Annotated in this window: 15 protein-coding genes and 1 tRNA gene; 14 read left to right on the forward strand and 2 right to left on the reverse strand. The window is 62.2% G+C overall.

Translation table 11 applies throughout. From position 1 onward, the window contains the following. Positions 1–292: 292 nt before the first annotated feature. On the reverse strand, positions 293–472 hold the full coding sequence (locus tag BLT09_RS05775; RefSeq protein WP_091591311.1) for a hypothetical protein: 180 nt from the start codon (positions 470–472) through the stop codon (positions 293–295). Between the two features lie 23 nt (positions 473–495). Here BLT09_RS05775 and BLT09_RS05780 point away from each other — a divergent pair, with 23 nt between their 5' ends. Together BLT09_RS05780 and BLT09_RS05785 are read left to right on the forward strand one after the other, a co-directional pair. Beyond that, positions 496–795, forward strand: a complete 300-nt coding sequence (locus BLT09_RS05780; RefSeq protein ID WP_139172527.1) for a hypothetical protein — start codon at positions 496–498, stop codon at positions 793–795. 356 nt (positions 796–1,151) lie between these two features. After that, positions 1,152–1,240 (forward strand) — tRNA-Leu (locus tag BLT09_RS05785). A 112-nt stretch (positions 1,241–1,352) separates the two neighbouring features. Here BLT09_RS05785 and BLT09_RS05790 read toward each other — a convergent pair. Then, positions 1,353–1,931 carry an NUDIX domain-containing protein gene (locus tag BLT09_RS05790; RefSeq protein WP_091591316.1) on the reverse strand — a complete coding sequence of 193 codons (579 nt, stop codon included), beginning with the start codon at positions 1,929–1,931 and terminating at the stop codon, positions 1,353–1,355. Between the two features lie 198 nt (positions 1,932–2,129). Between BLT09_RS05790 and BLT09_RS05795 the strand changes: the two genes are divergently transcribed. The 12 genes from BLT09_RS05795 to BLT09_RS05860 all read left to right on the forward strand — a co-directional run bounded on the left by BLT09_RS05795 (position 2,130) and on the right by BLT09_RS05860 (position 16,800). Further along, positions 2,130–3,233 carry an NADH:flavin oxidoreductase/NADH oxidase gene (locus tag BLT09_RS05795; protein ID WP_091591318.1) on the forward strand — a complete coding sequence of 368 codons (1,104 nt, stop codon included), beginning with the start codon at positions 2,130–2,132 and terminating at the stop codon, positions 3,231–3,233. A 101-nt stretch (positions 3,234–3,334) separates the two neighbouring features. Continuing rightward, positions 3,335–3,643: a DUF982 domain-containing protein gene (locus BLT09_RS05800; RefSeq protein ID WP_051407746.1), complete on the forward strand. Its 309-nt coding sequence runs from the start codon at positions 3,335–3,337 to the stop codon at positions 3,641–3,643. Between the two features lie 31 nt (positions 3,644–3,674). Then, positions 3,675–3,914 carry a DUF2188 domain-containing protein gene (locus BLT09_RS05805; RefSeq protein WP_023798198.1) on the forward strand — a complete coding sequence of 80 codons (240 nt, stop codon included), beginning with the start codon at positions 3,675–3,677 and terminating at the stop codon, positions 3,912–3,914. Between the two features lie 291 nt (positions 3,915–4,205). Continuing rightward, positions 4,206–5,294 (forward strand): ABC transporter ATP-binding protein, encoded by a 1,089-nt coding sequence (locus BLT09_RS05810; RefSeq protein ID WP_091591319.1) that lies wholly within the window; start codon positions 4,206–4,208, stop codon positions 5,292–5,294. Between the two features lie 38 nt (positions 5,295–5,332). Further along, positions 5,333–6,658, forward strand: a complete 1,326-nt coding sequence (locus BLT09_RS05815) for an ABC transporter substrate-binding protein (protein WP_091591321.1) — start codon at positions 5,333–5,335, stop codon at positions 6,656–6,658. A 206-nt stretch (positions 6,659–6,864) separates the two neighbouring features. Next, positions 6,865–7,716 carry a carbohydrate ABC transporter permease gene (locus BLT09_RS05820; protein ID WP_413468443.1) on the forward strand — a complete coding sequence of 284 codons (852 nt, stop codon included), beginning with the start codon at positions 6,865–6,867 and terminating at the stop codon, positions 7,714–7,716. Between the two features lies 1 nt (position 7,717). After that, the gene (locus BLT09_RS05825) at positions 7,718–8,611 is read left to right on the forward strand and encodes a carbohydrate ABC transporter permease (RefSeq protein ID WP_091591324.1); all 894 of its coding nucleotides are present in this window, start codon (positions 7,718–7,720) and stop codon (positions 8,609–8,611) included. Between the two features lie 311 nt (positions 8,612–8,922). Further along, positions 8,923–9,666, forward strand: coding sequence for a competence/damage-inducible protein A (locus BLT09_RS05835; protein ID WP_091591329.1), 744 nt, complete (start codon positions 8,923–8,925; stop codon positions 9,664–9,666). A 216-nt stretch (positions 9,667–9,882) separates the two neighbouring features. Further along, the gene (locus tag BLT09_RS05840; protein ID WP_091591331.1) at positions 9,883–10,716 is read left to right on the forward strand and encodes a universal stress protein; all 834 of its coding nucleotides are present in this window, start codon (positions 9,883–9,885) and stop codon (positions 10,714–10,716) included. 390 nt (positions 10,717–11,106) lie between these two features. Then, positions 11,107–11,607, forward strand: a complete 501-nt coding sequence (gpt, locus tag BLT09_RS05850; RefSeq protein ID WP_023798205.1) for a xanthine phosphoribosyltransferase — start codon at positions 11,107–11,109, stop codon at positions 11,605–11,607. 216 nt (positions 11,608–11,823) lie between these two features. Next, complete coding sequence (locus BLT09_RS05855) at positions 11,824–12,312, forward strand: NUDIX hydrolase (RefSeq protein ID WP_023798206.1); 489 nt, start codon at positions 11,824–11,826, stop codon at positions 12,310–12,312. A 705-nt stretch (positions 12,313–13,017) separates the two neighbouring features. Further along, complete coding sequence (locus BLT09_RS05860) at positions 13,018–16,800, forward strand: vitamin B12-dependent ribonucleotide reductase (RefSeq protein WP_091591333.1); 3,783 nt, start codon at positions 13,018–13,020, stop codon at positions 16,798–16,800. Positions 16,801–17,155: the final 355 nt, after the last annotated feature.

Below are 17,155 nucleotides of genomic sequence, written 5' to 3' on the forward strand. Positions count from 1 at the left end.
CCAGCTTGGGTTCCTCTCCCCACGAAGCGGTGGGCGAGGCAGCTTAGGCTTAGGTCTTGAGAAGTCGGAGGGACAGCACCCCCCTCTGCCTTGCCAGGCATCTCCCCCGCAAGGGGGGAGATCGACAGCTTCGCCGACGGCGCCTACTCCGGAGGGTCGGGGCAACGAGAGGTGAAGACCGAGCAGCAGCACACGATGCCATCCACAACAAAATGCCTCAACGGAAGGCGATTCCGTTAGCGGATCTTTCTTTGAATTGACGTTCGGGAGTTTCGATCAGACAAGGCGGCCGTCAAGTATCGCCCCTCAGTTCCCTGTCGCGGCAGTTGAGAAGCTCGACCAGATCGTCGGCCTCTTCGATCGGCATGTCGATCAACGGGACGCCGACCTCGACAACCGGCAGTCCCGTGAACACATCGATGATGTCCCAGGTGCCTTCAGGTGTCTTCTCAGTGTCGTAGCGTTGAGTCATGGAGTGCAGGAGGAGATTAGCGGGTGCAGGAGAAGATTGGCGCGTTTTCTCGGTTATCGCTCGTTTGGGCTCCGGGAATGCGAAAACAGTTCCCGTCCGGCCTGATCAAGCGCCTCAAGCAATGGGACAAAGGTGCTGGGCAGTCGTGGGTCGACGGCAAGATTCAGCACGCCGTGCAGGTGCCGGCGATAGTCTTCAGAACGCAGCAATTGCCGTACCGCGTTGGCAACAGACTTCCCTTGTCCTGCGTCAAACTCTGCCATGTCAGGGGTTCCAGTAGCTTTAGCCCGAAACTCAGCCGTTGCGAAATGGTTCCGGGATGATTTTGATCAAGTTTGAATCAGTGGATGGCCCGTCGCTGCTGACCGGCCTGCAGCCGCCAATTCTCCAACGTCTGCGATTGGCCGAAAGCCGCCGCGCCTTCGTCATCCTAGCGACGCGGCGCAGACCCTGGGATCCATTCCGTGACATCCGCCGAAGAATGCAACGGCTCAGAATAAACGCGCTCCGTAGCGATCCTTCGCGCCCCCCTCTGTCCGGCAGGACAGAGGGGGGCGCCTCGCTCCGCCATCAAAAGGTTCTGCACCGCAGCAGCGCACCAAGTTTGCCCGTGCCAATCCTGCTGAGAAACCTTCGTGACACAGTGCCACGGCTGTGCCAAACAGGGCCAACTGTGCCAGCGAGCGTGGAGAAACTGGTAAACTCAGCAGACTTAAAATCTGCCGCCACTACAATGGCTTACGGGTTCGATCCCCGTCGCTCGCACCACCTCACCTCGGACTTAAAATCCCTCGATCTCTGATCGTACGGGTTCGATTCCCGTCGTCCGCACCAGCAACGCCGGCGCCACTGCGCTGGCGCATCCAGGTTCGGGCTTGGATCAAACCCGGATCGGATTCAGCTTCAAATGCTGGATCAGGATGATGGTCTTGGCGTCGATAATGCTGCCGTCGTGGATGCCGGCCAGCGCCTCGTCGAGCGGCATCTCCAGGACCTCGATGTCTTCGCCTTCGTCCGATGCACCGCCGCCGTCGGAGATGCGGTCGGTCGGTGAATAGCGGGCGACGAAGAACCAAAGCCGCTCAGTCACGCTGCCAGGGCTCATATAGGGCGAAAACAGCCGCTCCACGTCCTTCAGCCGGTAGCCGAGTTCCTCTTCCGCCTCCTTGCGGATGCAGGTTTCGGGATCGTGTTCATCGAGCAGGCCGGCGCAGGCCTCGATCAGCGGCTCGCGGTGGCCGGTGGCGTAGGCCGCGTAGCGGAACTGCCGCACCAGCAGAACCGTCGAGCGCTCCGGGTCGTAAGGCAGGATCACCGCGCCGTCGCCGCGATCGTAGGTCTGGCGGATCTGCGTCTCCCATTGCCCGTCGCGCCGGCGATAGTCGAGGACGGTCTTTTTCAGGACGGCCCAGTCGTCGGAAAGGACTTCCTCCGAACGGATGCGAATGCGATCTTCCATGGTGAACTCCGTGTTGCCGGCGAGGCGTAGCGGTGATCGGGCCTTCGCGCAATCCCGACAGCAGCTTGGCCGACGGTGCCTGCTGCGGAACGTTTGAGGTGCCCGGCAGGGGCAGACGGGCAGCGCTTCACCGCCTCGTGTATGGCGCAGGCGCAAACCATTGCCTAAATAGCGACAGCCCCTCCCCGGAGTTTCCTGATGACCCCTTCCCTTTTCCAGCCGATCACGCTTGACGGCCTGACCTTTCCCAACCGCATTGCGGTGGCGCCGATGTGCCAGTATTCCGCCGAAGACGGCTCGGCCAGCGACTGGCACCTGTATCACTGGATGAACCTGGCGATGTCCGGGGCCGGCATGGTCACCGTCGAGATGACCGACGTCGAGCGGCGCGGCCGCATCTCGCATGGCTGCCTCGGCCTTTATTCCGACGACAACGAGGCGGCCGCCCGGCGCGCGCTGGATGCGGCCAGGCGCGTTGCCGCTCCCGGCACCAGGTTCGGCACGCAGCTTGCCCATGCCGGCCGCAAGGCCTCCAACCAAAAACCTTGGGAAGGCGGCGGGCCGCTGAACGCCGATCAGGACCCGTGGCCGATCGTGTCGGCCTCGGCCATCGCCTACGACACGGGCTGGCAGGTGCCGCGGGCGCTGGAGGACGAGGAGATCCTGCAGATCATCGAACGCTTCGCCGAGGCGGCAAGGCGGGCCGAACGTGCCGGCTTCGACTTCATCGAATTGCACGCCGCGCACGGCTATCTGATCTTCCAGTTCCTGTCGCCGCTTTCCAACCAGCGCACCGACCGCTGGGGCGGCTCGCTGCAAAACCGCATGCGTTTTGTCGTCGAGATCGCCAAGGCGGTGAGAAAGGCAGTGCCCAGGCTGATGCTCGGGGCGCGCCTGTCGGTCAAGGAATGGGTCGATGGCGGCTTCGACGTCGACGACGCAATCGAAGTGGCCAAGGCGCTGAAGGCAACGGGCGTCGCCTATCTCTGCTGCTCGAGCGGCGGCAATTCGCCCCTGCAGAAGCTGCCGGCAGGTCGCGGCTACCAGGTGCATCTGGCGGAGGCCGTTCGTAACGGTGCCGGAATCCCGACAAGGGCCGTCGGCCTGATCGACGATCCGAAGCAGGCCGAGGCGATCGTCGCCGAGGGCCGTGCCGACATGGTGGCCCTGGCCCGCGCCTTCCTCGCCGATCCGCGCTGGGCGTGGCGCGCCGCGGCCACCTTCGGCGAAAAAATCCAGCCGGCGCCGCAGCTTGCCCGCTCGGTGACGACGATGCAGCACTGGATGAAGGCGGCCGGCTGACCGGCCCGATTGCAGGGCCGCCGCCGCAACGACCGTTACCCCGAGACATTTGCGCACGCCAAGGGGCGTGCAACCAAATCGGCGGCTCCGCGTTGGCGGCGATGATGGACAGCAAGCCTTTTGAAAAGCCGGTCGTGGTCGAACTTGGCCGTGTCGGCAAATACCGTGAGATCCGCAGCACCCAGGAAGCTGCGGAGTGCCTGATGACCGTCTGGCCGCTCAATCGTGGCCCTCGGCATCGCGATGCTCTCGACACTTGCCTAAAAGTGCTGGAAGGTTATCGTTCGACAGCGGATGCGCGCCGGGCATTGGTCGAGGCTGCCATGGAATCGGACGTGCTGGTTCCCGAAGAGAGATTGCCCGAAGGCAAACTGCCCGACCGCAAACTGCCCCAAGGCAAACCGCATTGAGCAACCTGAGCTTTTTCCACTGGAGGATTTCATGGCCAAGCTGACCTACAAGATCGTCGAGCATGACGGGGGCTGGGCCTATAAGGTCGGCGAGACATTTTCGGAGACGTTCCCTACTCACGAGGACGCGCTGCGCGCCGCCGAGATCGCTTCGGCCGAACAGCAGGTCGCCGGCACCACCGACGGCATCCAGTACGAGGACGCCGAAGGCAAATGGCATGACGAGCTCGCCGACGGCCGCGACCGCCCGCAAACCGAAGTTTCCGATTAGGCTGGTGTCGTAGCTGATGGCTTCTCGCACCTCCGGTTTCAAGGGCTGGGGCTGGGCAAATCATTCTCCTGCTGCGACCCTGGACATGGCGAACTCCAATCCCATCGGGGACAAACACGATCAGGCGCGGCGAAGAAGCGTGCTTGCCACGCAGCCGCTTTACAGGGCAGTCTGGTAGCGCTACCGTTTCATCATCGCGCGTGACCAGGGAGGAGCTTTGGGAACTGCCGCGGCCAGTCAGGAAAGCGGTTTCCTTCGAAGACGTCGCAGGAAGCATTCGGGAGGAAATCGATGGCGTCTGTCGCGATTGGCGATGTCTACAAATCATTCGGAACCGTCGAGATTCTCCACGGTGTCAGCGTCGATATAGAGGATGGCGAGTTCGTCACGCTGGTCGGGCCGTCGGGCTGCGGAAAATCGACCCTTCTCAGGATGATCGCCGGCCTGGAAAAGATTTCGCGCGGCCAGATCGCGATTGGCGAGCGCGTCGTCAACAACGTTGCGCCAAAAGAACGCGACGTCGCCATGGTGTTCCAGAACTATGCGCTTTACCCGCACATGACCGTCGCCGAGAACATGGCGTTCTCGCTGATGCTCAAGGGTGTTGCGAAAGCCGAAAGCGCTGCCAGCGTCAAGCGCGCCGCCGAAATCCTGGGGCTGGTGCCGTTGCTGGAGCGCTATCCCCGGCAGCTTTCCGGCGGCCAGCGCCAGCGCGTCGCCATGGGCCGGGCGATCGTGCGCGATCCGGCGGTCTTCCTGTTCGACGAGCCGCTGTCCAATCTCGACGCCAAGCTCAGGGTGCAGATGCGCGCCGAGATCAAGGAACTGCACCAGCGCCTGAAGACCACGACGGTCTATGTCACCCACGACCAGATCGAGGCCATGACCATGGCCGACAAGATCGTGGTCATGCATGACGGCATCGTCGAGCAGATCGGGCCGCCATTGGAACTCTACGACCGGCCCAACAACCTTTTTGTCGCCAGCTTTATCGGCTCGCCCGCCATGAACATGCTGAGGGGCGAAATCGCTGTCGATGGCGGCTCACCGTCTTTTCGCGGTTCCGGGGGGATTTCCCTGCCGCTGGCCGCAGTGCCGTCGACCGGCAGTGGCGAGCAGGTGGTGCTGGGGATACGCCCCGAGCATCTGCGGCTATCCCAGGACGACGGCATTCCAGTCACCGTCGTGGTGGTCGAGCCGACCGGGTCGGAAGTGCAGCTTATCGGCCGGACGGCCGGCGGTGACGAGATCGTCGCCAATTTCCGCGAGCGCCATTCCTTCACGCCGGGCGAGACCGTCCGGCTCACGGCCGAACCGGGCCTCATCCATCTCTTTCATGGCGAAACCGGGCAGCGCTTCGAACTGCGCGCCCGGCAGTAAGAACCATAAGGCGAGACAATAAACAGGAGGAAACGAGCATGAAATTCACCAGACGTGACGTGATCCGCACGACCGCCGGCGTGGCGGCGGGAGCCTTGGGAAGCCGCTTCGTCGGCTCTTCCGCCTTTGCCCAGGAGGGGTTGACGTACAAGCCCGAAGACGGCGCAAAGCTGCGCATGCTGCGCTGGTCGCCGTTCGTTCAGGGCGATGAAGACCAATGGCTGGCCAACACCAAGCGGTTCACCGAGGCGACCGGCGTCGAGGTCCGCGTCGACAAGGAAAGCTGGGAGGACATTCGCCCCAAGGCGGCGGTTGCCGCCAATGTCGGCTCCGGTCCAGATCTGATGCTGGTCTGGTTCGACGACCCGCACCAGTACCCCGACAAGCTGCACGACGTGTCGGAACTGGGTGAGTATCTCGGCACGAAATATGGCGGCTGGCACGACGGACCAAAGCAGTATGCGACGCGGGAGGGAAAATTCCTCGGCCTGCCCCTGGCCACCATCGGCAATGCCATCGTCTATCGGGAAAGCTGGGTGAAGGAGGCCGGCTTCTCGGAGTTTCCGAAGGACACGGCGGGCTTCCTCGAGCTTTGCAAAGCCTTGCAGGCGAAGGGGCATCCGGCCGGCTTCACGCACGGCCATGGCGTCGGCGACGGCAACAACTATGCTCACTGGCTGCTGTGGAGCCATGGCGGCCAGATGGTCGACGAGAGCGGAAAGGTGACGATCAACAGCCCCGAGACGCTCAAGGCGATCGAATACGCGCAGGAACTCTACAAGACCTTCATCCCCGGCACCGAAAGCTGGCTCGACGTGAACAACAACCGCGCCTTCCTGGCCGGCGAACTGGGCGTCATCGCCAACGGCATTTCCGTGTATAACACGGCAAAAACCAACAAGGACAATGATCCGAAACTGGCTGAAATCGCAAAGGATATGCGCACGACCAGCCTGCCGATCGGTCCCGTCGGGAAATCCGTCGAGCTGTTCCAGGTGACCACGGCGGTGATCTTCGACTACACGCCCTACCCCAACGCGGCAAAAGCCTATCTGCAGTTCATGTTCGAGGAACAGCAAATGGCAGAGTGGATCACCTCCTCCGCCGGCTATTGCTGCCAGACACTCAAAGCCTTCGAGAACAATCCTGTGTGGACGGCCGACCCGAACAACGCAGCTTACGCCAAAGCCTCGGCGACGCTGCGACCCAATGGCTATGCCGGGCCGCTCGGCTACGCCTCGGCTGCGACCATGGCCGACTATGTGCTGGTCGACATGTTCGCCAAGGCGGTGACGGGCCAGGCGACGCCGCAGGAGGCGGTGGAAGAGGCGGAGAAACGCGCCAACCGCTACTATCGCGTTTGATCGCAGCGCAGCCGGGCAGCCGCGACCGCGCTGCCCGGTCTGTTTCCCAGAATCGTGTGGCGGCCACTCAGGCCACCATGCCAGCAGAGCTTATGAGGAGCCGTCCCATGGCCGTGTCGTCCGCTGCCGTTCAGCCGCGTCCGTCGATCCTGTCGCGGAGCCTATCGCTCCTGGCCGACAGCCGGAACGCGCTTGGCTTCGGCTTCATGCTGCCGGCGGCAGCGCTGCTGCTGGTCTTCCTGACCTATCCGCTCGGGCTCGGCATCTGGCTCGGCTTCACCGATGCCCGCATCGGCCGCCCCGGCATCTTCATAGGCATCGAAAACTACCAATATCTGTCGGATGACGCCGTCTTCTGGCTCTCCGTCTTCAACACCTTGCTCTACACGATTAGCGCGTCGATCCTGAAATTCGCGCTCGGCCTCTGGCTGGCGCTTATCCTCAATCAGAACCTTCCCTTCAAATCGTTCTTCCGCGCGATCGTGCTGCTGCCGTGGGTGGTGCCGACGGTGCTGTCGGCAATCGCCTTCTGGTGGATCTATGATTCGCAGTTCTCGATCCTGTCCTGGGCACTTATGGAAATGGGCCTGATCGACCATCGCATCAATTTCCTCGGCGATCCTGTGAACGCGCGCGCTTCGGTCATCGCCGCCAATGTCTGGCGCGGCATTCCGTTCGTGGCGATCACGCTGCTGGCCGGCTTGCAGACGATTCCGCAGTCGCTCTACGAGGCCGCCACGCTCGACGGCGCCAGTCGCTGGCAATTGTTCCGTTTTGTGACGCTGCCGTTGCTGACGCCGATCATCGCCATCACCATGACGTTTTCGGTGCTGTTCACCTTCACCGATTTCCAGCTGATCTATGTGCTGACCCGCGGCGGACCGGTCAATGCCACCCATCTGATGGCGACATTGTCGTTTCAGCGCGGCATTTCGGGAGGCCAGCTTGGCGAGGGCGCCGCTATCGCGGTCGCCATGATCCCGTTCCTGCTTGCGGCGATCCTGTTCAGCTATTTCGGCCTGCAACGCCGCAAATGGCAGCAAGGCGGCGGAGACTGACATGGCCACGATCAAAAAAACGAAACGTCCGGAACTCGACGAAGGCGGCATGGGCTACCTTCAGAGCCTGCCGCGGCGCGTGGTGACGGTCTATCTGCCGTTGCTGGTGTTCGTCATCGTGCTGTTGTTCCCGTTCTACTGGATGACGATCACGGCGATCAAACCCAACCTCGAGATGACCGACTACGCCAATTTCAATCCATTATGGGTCGTGCATCCGACCTTCGAGCACATCCGCTATCTCTTGTTCGATACGTCCTATCCGGGCTGGCTGCTCAACACGATCATCATCTCCACCGCCGCCACGTTCCTGTCGCTGCTGGCTGCGGTGTTCGCGGCCTATGCGATCGAACGGCTGCGGTTTTCGGGGGCGCGGCAGGTCGGGCTGGCGATCTTCCTCGCCTATCTCGTGCCGCCGTCGATCCTGTTCATCCCGCTGTCGGTGATGGTGTTCAACCTTGGGCTTTACGACACCCCGTTCGCGCTCATCCTCACCTACCCGACCTTCCTGGTGCCTTTCTGCACCTGGCTGCTGATGGGTTACTTCCGTTCGATCCCGTTCGAACTGGAGGAATGCGCGCTCATCGACGGGGCGAGCCGCTGGCAGATCCTCATGAAGATCGTGCTGCCGCTGTCGGTGCCCGGCCTGATTTCCGCCGGCATCTTCGCATTCACCCTGTCATGGAACGAATTCATCTATGCGCTGACGTTCATCCAGTCGTCCGAAAACAAGACGGTGCCGGTCGGGGTGCTCACGGAGCTTGTCCGCTCCGACGTCTACGAGTGGGGAGCGCTGATGGCCGGAGCCCTGATCGGCTCGCTGCCGGTGGTGGTGCTTTATTCGTTCTTCGTCGAGCACTACGTTTCCTCGATGACCGGAGCGGTGAAGGAATAGCGCCCTGCGGGGCGCCTTCTCCCTTCTCCCCCTTGTGGGAGAAGGTGGCCGAGCGAAGCTCGGTCGGATGAGGGGTGTTCCAGCTTGGCACCAACAGCACTCCGTCCAACACCCCTCAACCGTCTTGGCGCTGCGCGCCAATCCACCTTCTCCCACAAGAAGGGGAGAAGGAAGAAGAGGCGCATTGCCGCCAACCATCCGCCGCGTTATCTCAGGCGACCCTGTCTGCTCAGGCGACCCTGTCTGCCCAGGCGACCTTGTCTGCCTCGGGCGACCTGCCTGCCTAACGCGACCTTCTGCCGGAGCCTCCAATGCCCGAAATCGTCACCGCCGCCATGCTCGTCATCGGCGATGAGATTCTGTCCGGCCGCACCAAGGACAAGAATATCGGCCACCTCGCCGACATCATGACGGCGATCGGCATCGACCTGAAGGAGGTGCGCATCGTTGCCGACGAGGAAGACGAGATCGTCGCCGCAGTGAACGCCCTGCGGGCCCGCTACACCTATGTCTTCACCACCGGCGGCATCGGTCCGACGCATGACGACATCACCGCGGATGCCATTGCCAAGGCGTTCGGCGTGCCCTGCGACTACGACTCCAAAGCCTATGCCATGCTGGAAGCGAGCTACGCGGCGCGCGGCATCGAATACACCGAGGCGCGCAAGCGCATGGCGCGGATGCCGCGCGGTGCCGACCATATCGACAATCCGGTGTCGATCGCGCCGGGCTTTCGCATCGGCAACGTCCATGTCATGGCCGGCGTGCCGGCGATATTTCAGGCGATGCTCGACAATGTGGTGCCGACGCTGAAGGCCGGCACCAAAATGCTGTCGGCCACGGTGCACTGTCCGTTCGGCGAAGGCCTGGTCGGCGGACCGCTGGGCGACATCCAGAAGGCGCACCCGGACACGATCATCGGCTCCTATCCAAAATATGGCGACGGCAAGTTCTGGACCGAGCTGGTCGTCCGTGCCCGCAGCCAGGAAGCGCTGGACGCCGCCCGCGCCGAGGTCGAAGCGATGGTCGCAGGCCTCACCAGCGCGGCCAGCTGATCTAAAGCGCGTCACGTCTGAGACGATCCATGCGACGCGCTTTAACTTTCTTGTCTGTATGCACGGCGCTATCCCAAATCCGCTGCGCACCCTCGTGCCCAAAGTATGCTTTTGGGCGACATGCATTAGCCCGTATCCGGGTTAGCCGGAACCAAGCATGGTGCTGTAACGTTTCATGCGGGCGAGTTTCGCTCGCCCGAGAATTGAGGGGTTACCATGCGATTCAAGACCATCGTCGCCATACTGCAGAACGAACAGGACGCGGAGCGCGTGCTCGAATGCGCCATTCCGCTTGCCGACAAGTTCGAGAGCCATCTCATCGGCATTCATGCCGAAGCGCTTCCCGTCCCCTACACCTCGGCCACAGGCTTTCCCGACACCGAGTTCCTGCAAGTCTCGGCCGACATGAACAAGGAGCGCGCTGAAAAATTGCGGGCGGTTTTCCTCCGGCATGTCGAGGAGTCCGGCCTGTCCTTCGAGTGGCGCAGCCTCGAGAGCTTTTCCGGAGACAGCGCGCTGACCGGCATCCCGACCGTTCGCACCGCGGACCTGATCATCGCCGCGCAGCGCGAGACGGGCGGCGATCCGAGCGCCGATGTCGACACGCTGGTCTATGACGCCGGCCGGCCGGTGCTGGTCGTGCCGCACTCAGGACCGCTCGTCACCAGCTTCAAGCATGTGCTGCTCGCCTGGAACGGCAGCAAGGAGGCGGCGCGCGCCGCCTTCGACGCCCTGCCCTTCATCATCGAGGCCGAAAAAACCGATATTGTCGTCATCGACCCACCGGATACGCTCGACGAGGCCCCGGAGGCGGCCGGCGCCGAAATCGCCGCCGCCCTGTCCAGGCATGGCGCCACGGTCAGCGTCTCGGTGCTGCAATCGGCCGGCCACTCGGTCGACGAGGTGATCCAGACCAGGGTAGCCGAAACTGGCGCCGACCTGCTCGTGCTCGGCGCCTACAGCCATTCCTGGCTGCGCCAGCTGCTGTTCGGCGGGGTCACCCGCACGGTGCTGCGCACCCTGCCGGTGGCAGCTTTCCTGTCGCGGTAAGTCCACAGGGATCGCTTGCAGGGCAATCCTTCAGTGTTGCGCCGCCCCTCATTGCCCTGCCGGGCATTTCTCCCCGTATAGTGACGGGGAGAAAGACGCCTTCGCAAAGGATTTCGCCAATCTCCAGCGTTGCAGAATGGGTGCCAAGGTTGCGGCCAGCTTCTTTCTCCCCGTTAACGGGGAGAAATGCCCGGCAGGGCAATGAGGGGCGGCGCCAACACCCAGGACTGGTCACACCGACATGAGCCGAAGGCCCTCTTTTGTCTGAAGCCCTGCCGCCGCCCCGTTCTTGCATCGCCCCTTGCCAGGCCCAGGGCTTTCCAGTTAATTCCGCGCGTTCCTTCAAGTGTCTGCGCGCGGTTTTTCGCGCGCTGCGGAGTGCGCAGAAAAATGTCCCTTCCCGAAAAGGCCTTTCCCGTCTCGTGGGATCAGTTCCACCGCGACGCGCGTGCGCTCGCCTGGCGGCTTGCCGGCGCCAACAAAGGCCAATGGAAAGCGATCGTCTGCATCACCCGCGGCGGCCTGGTGCCGGCCGCCATCATCTCGCGTGAACTCGGCATCCGGGTCATCGAGACGGTTTGCGTCGCCTCCTATCACGACTATGCCAGCCAGGGGCAGTTGCAGGTGCTGAAGGAGGTCACGCCGGCACTGCTCGCCGATGACGGCGCCGGCGTATTGATCATCGACGACCTCACCGACACCGGCAAGACCGCGGGCATCGTCCGCGCCATGATGCCCAAGGCGCATTTCGCCACCGTCTACGCCAAGCCGAAAGGCAGGCCGCTGGTCGACACCTTCGTCACCGAGGTCAGCCAGGACACCTGGATCTATTTTCCGTGGGACATGGGCTTCACCTACCAGAAGCCGATCGCCGACGACCACGCCGGCTGATTCGCGGCAGCTGCTTTTTCTCCTCCCGGAACATACCGGGGCGGCCTTCTTGCCGGCGCACTTCTTGAAAGAGTGCAGCGGCGCACGATATTCCTGAATCGACGTCTCGTGTGTGGTTAATTCGTGCGTATGAGGTTTTTTACTTTTATTGCTTATGATTAGCCGTAAGATTCACGAGACGGCAAGTGATTCTGGAGGCTGGGGCAAGCTTCTCCGATGTTGACGAGGCCAGTAACGCACAACCATTTGGCCGAAAGGGTCCAGCGGCTCTTCGGCACAGCGCCGTGCCGTTTGCAGGTTGCAGCATTGCCTTGGCGCGATACCGGGCATGGCGTCGAGATCATGCTGATCACCAGCCGCGATACCGGCCGCTGGGTGCTTCCCAAGGGCTGGCCTGAGGCCAAGGAACTGCTTTGCGAAGCGGCGGCGCGCGAGGCCGGCGAGGAAGCCGGGCTGCGCGGCACGGTCTCCCACCACGAAGCCGGCCGCTACTTCTATGCCAAGGCTTTGGCTTCCGGCGAGGAAGTGCCTTGCGAAGTCCTGGTGTTTCCGCTGCGGGTCGACAAGATCGCCGACCGGTGGAAGGAAAAGCGGTCGCGCATCCGCAAATGGGTCAGCCCAGCCGAGGCCGCGCGCATGGTCAACGAGCCGGACCTTGGCCAGATCATCGCCTATTTCTGTGCCGACCCGCACCAGTTCTCCTGAGCAAGCATAGCGGCCAAAGCCGCGCACCTGCCGCGCATCACCGGCGATGTTCTTGGCAAAGCGAATCGATTTGGCTACTCCAGCTTTGGGCATGCGCTGTCGGGCCGGCGGCCTGCACGTGGTAAGAATCGAAAATCCTGCGGCTACTTCTTTCCCCGTTATCCACATATGTGACACACAAGATGTTGGGGTCACAAAAGCTACGCAAACGAATCCTTGACGGCGCAAAACGAGTCGCCTTTTATAGGCCATGCGCTCCTGTTGAGAGCGCGACCGGAAAGTTTTGAGCCCGGTCTTTTTTCCCGGATTATGTGCGTTTGGCCGCATTTCCGCCCTGGCTACGGGGCCGGCGGAGGCGTCGGGATTTTGGGTTTTTTTGGGGACGAAAGGGAAAAATGTCGGACTGGAATAAATTGTCTGTTAATACTATATTTAGTGTTTGCAGGTAGGTTCGACGCTAGATAATGTGAAGTTCCCTCGATTGAGGGAGTCGCAAAAAAGTTTCAGTCTTGAGGGACCCGCAGGGTCCGTCGGCGCGTTGGACGGCTACTTCGCAAGGAGTTCGACCAGCAGGGCGGGCGGAGCCTCGTGAAAGGGAGCCGGCCGTTTTCGAACGCCGGCAGACGGCGGACACGCGCGTTTCGCAATGGGGGGCAGAAATCCCCTGGGAAAGGCGCTATATCTAGACACAAAGGGATAGGACCAATGCGCATCGAGCGTCGTTTCACCAAGCAAGGGCTAGCAGGTCAAGAACGGGCGGCTTATGCGGAGATCGAATTCCGCAAGGCGCTTTCGGAGATCAAGAATCCGGATGGCTCGGTGGTGTTCCGCTTGGACAATATCGATGTGCCGGCGCAGTTCAGCCAGGTTGCCGCCGACATCCTGGCGCAGAAATATTTCCGCAAGGCCGGCGTGCCGGCACGGCTGAAGAAGGTCGAGGAGAATGACGTCCCCTCCTTCCTGTGGCGCTCCGTCGCCGACGAGGCCGAACTGGCAAAACTGCCCGAGGCTGAGCGCTACGGCTCCGAGATCGACGCCCGCCAGGTTTTCGACCGGCTCGCCGGCACCTGGACCTATTGGGGCTGGAAGGGCGGCTACTTCAAGTCGGAGGAAGACGCGCGCGCCTTCCGCGACGAGCTCGCCTATATGCTGGCCACCCAGCGCGTTGCGCCGAACTCGCCGCAATGGTTCAACACCGGCCTGCACTGGGCCTATGGCATCGACGGCCCGAGCCAGGGCCACTTCTATGTCGACCCGTTCACCGGCAAGCTGACCAAGTCGAAGTCTTCCTACGAGCATCCGCAGCCGCATGCCTGCTTCATCCAGGGCGTGCAGGACGATCTCGTCAACGAAGGCGGCATCATGGATTTGTGGGTGCGTGAAGCGCGCCTGTTCAAATACGGCTCCGGCACCGGCTCCAACTTCTCGTTCCTGCGCGGCGAAGGCGAAAAACTGTCCGGCGGCGGCCGCTCGTCCGGCCTGATGAGCTTCCTCAAGATCGGCGACCGCGCGGCGGGCGCCATCAAGTCGGGCGGCACGACGCGCCGCGCCGCAAAGATGGTCATCGTCGACGCCGACCATCCCGATATCGAGGAATTCATCGACTGGAAGGTCAATGAGGAGCAGAAGGTCGCCTCGCTGGTCACCGGCTCGAAGATCGTCAAGAAGCACCTCGAAGCGATCATGAAGGCCTGCATCAACTGCGAAGGCCAGGACGACGATTGCTTCGACCCGGCGATCAACACCGCGCTGAAGCGTGAGATCAAGCTGGCCAAGAAGGACGGGGTGCCGGAGAACTACATCTACCGCGTCATCCAGTTCGCCAGGCAGGGCTACACCTCGATGTCGTTCAAGACCTACGACACCGACTGGGATTCGGATGCCTACCTCACGGTTTCGGGCCAGAACTCCAACAATTCGGTCTCGCTGAAGGACGATTTCCTGCGCGCCGTAGAGCAGGACGGCGACTGGCATCTCACCGCCCGCAAGGACGGCAAGGTGCTGAAGACGCTGAAGGCCAGGGATCTGTGGGAAAAGATCGGCTATGCCGCCTGGGCGTCGGCCGACCCGGGCCTGCACTTCAACACGACGATGAACGACTGGCACACCTGCGCCGCGGCCGGTGCGATCCGGGCGTCCAACCCGTGCTCGGAATACATGTTCCTCGACGACACCGCCTGCAATCTGGCCTCGATCAACCTGCTGCCCTATCGCAACGCCGACGGCACCATCGACATCGCTGCCTACGAGCACACGGTTCGGCTGTGGACCATGGTGCTGGAAATTTCCGTCATGATGGCGCAGTTCCCGTCGAAGGAGATCGCCAAGCTCTCCTACGAATACCGCACGCTCGGCCTCGGCTACGCCAATATTGGCGGCCTGCTGATGACCTCGGGCATTCCCTATGATTCCGACGAGGGCCGCGCCATCTGCGCAGCACTCACCGCAATCATGACCGGCACCGCCTATGCCACCTCGGCCGAAATGGCCGCCGAGCTCGGCGCCTTCCCCGATTACGACCGCAATGCCCAGAACATGCTGCGCGTCATGCGCAACCATCGCCGTGCCGCCTATGGCGACAGGGACGGCTACGAAAAACTCGCCGTCAACCCGGTGCCGCTGGTCGCCTCCGACCTGAAGCAGCCGGAGCTTGCCGCCCATGCCAAGGCTGCTTGGGACCGCGCCATCGAACTCGGCGAGGAGCATGGCTACCGCAATGCGCAGGCGACCGTGATCGCGCCGACCGGCACGATCGGCCTGGTCATGGATTGCGACACCACCGGCATCGAGCCCGACTTCGCGCTGGTCAAATTCAAGAAGCTGGCCGGCGGCGGCTATTTCAAGATCATCAACCGCGCCGTTCCGGAAGCGCTGCGCACGCTCGGCTATTCGGAAAGCCAGATCGCCGAGATCGAGGCCTATGCTGTCGGCCACGGCAACCTCAACCAGGCGCCCGCCGTCAACCCCGGCTCGCTCAAGGCCAAGGGTTTTACCGACGACAAGATCGCGGCACTTAACGCAGCATTGAAGTCGGCCTTCGACATCAAGTTTGTCTTCAACCAGTGGACGCTGGGTGCGGACTGGGTGAAGGAGACGTTTGGCTTCACCGACGAGCAGCTCAACGATTTCTCGTTCGAAATGCTGCCGGCGCTCGGCTTCTCGAAGAAGGACATCGAGGCCGCCAACATCCATGTCTGCGGTGCGATGACCCTCGAGGGAGCACCATTTCTGAAAGACCAGCACCTGCCGGTGTTCGACTGCGCCAGCCCGTGCGGCAAGATCGGCAAGCGCTCACTGTCGATCAACAGCCACATCCAGATGATGGCGGCAGCCCAGCCCTTCATCTCCGGCGCCATTTCCAAGACCATCAACATGCCGAACGACGCGACGGTGGAAGACGCCAAGGGCGCCTACATGCTGTCGTGGAAGCTGGCGCTGAAGGCCAACGCGCTCTATCGCGACGGCTCGAAACTCTCGCAGCCGCTCAACGCCTCGCTGCTTGCCGACGTCGAAGACGACGAGGACGATGCCGTCGAGCAGTTGATCGCAGCACCTGCTTCACAGCGCGCCGTGCAGGTGACCGAAAAGATCGTCGAACGCGTCGTCGAACGCCTCTATCGCGACCGCGAAAAGCTGCCGAACCGCCGCAAGGGCTATACCCAGAAAGCGGTCGTCGGCGGCCACAAGGTCTATCTGCGCACCGGCGAATTCGACGACGGTCGCCTCGGCGAGATCTTCATCGACATGCACAAGGAAGGTGCGGCCTTCCGGGCGATGATGAACAACTTCGCCATCGCCATCTCGCTCGGCCTGCAATATGGCGTGCCGCTCGAGGAATATGTCGAAGCCTTCACCTTCACCAAATTCGAGCCGGCCGGCATGGTGCAGGGCAACGACGCGATCAAGAACGCCACGTCGATCCTCGACTACGTGTTTCGCGAGCTTGCCGTGTCCTATCTTGCCCGCCACGACCTCGCCCATGTCGACCAGTCGGATTTCGACAAGACCGCACTCGGCCGCGGCATCAACGAAGGCAAGGCGACGCCGTTCTCGAAGGGGCTGACCCGCGGCGTCTCGCCGGTCAAGCTGGTATCGGGCATGGGTGCCGACCCCAAGGGGTTTGGGGGTTCAAGCCCCTCTCCCGCTCCCACTCGCTCGGCGCCGACGGCGTTCTCAGGCTCCAACGTGCTGGCGCTGAAGCCGGCCAGCGACGAAGCGATCGCCTATAAGCGAGACTACGAGGAGCGGGCGAAGGAACTGGTCGAGGATATCGTCTACGACGAGGCAACCGACCCGACTGGGCTGTTCACCGACGATGCCGCAAAAGAAGCGGCCGAGGCCAAGGCGCTTGCCGCTACAAGGCGCCAGCAATCCCTAATGCAGGGCTACACCGGCAACGAATGCTCGGAATGCCACAATTTCACGATGGTGCGGAACGGCACCTGCGAGAAGTGCGACACCTGCGGCTCGACGAGCGGGTGCAGCTGAGGACCGATGCCGCCTCGGCTTCGTGAATTGACGGCATCATCTTGGTGCCAAATCCAAAACTGGACGCCTGAAAGCCAATGTGGTGCACTTGAAGCGGCTCCCGAGCCGCTTCGCTAGAAAGACGAGAATGCGAAGCAACAGCTCACTGGAGTGAACGAAATCGTTAGTGAAAAACATTTCCAGGTACTGGCCCGACAAGTTTCAAACTAGCCATTTTGAAAGCTAAAACTGGCCAGCGGCAGTTTTTCAAAAAACATTCAAATCCAGGCGCTTCCATGCTTGGAAAGTGCCCAAGAGAACAAACAGTGAAATAATCGCACCGGTTGGGACGTGGCTCGCGATGCAACCATTCGGA

The organism is Mesorhizobium muleiense, assembly GCF_900099905.1.
Classification (GTDB): domain Bacteria; phylum Pseudomonadota; class Alphaproteobacteria; order Rhizobiales; family Rhizobiaceae; genus Mesorhizobium; species Mesorhizobium muleiense.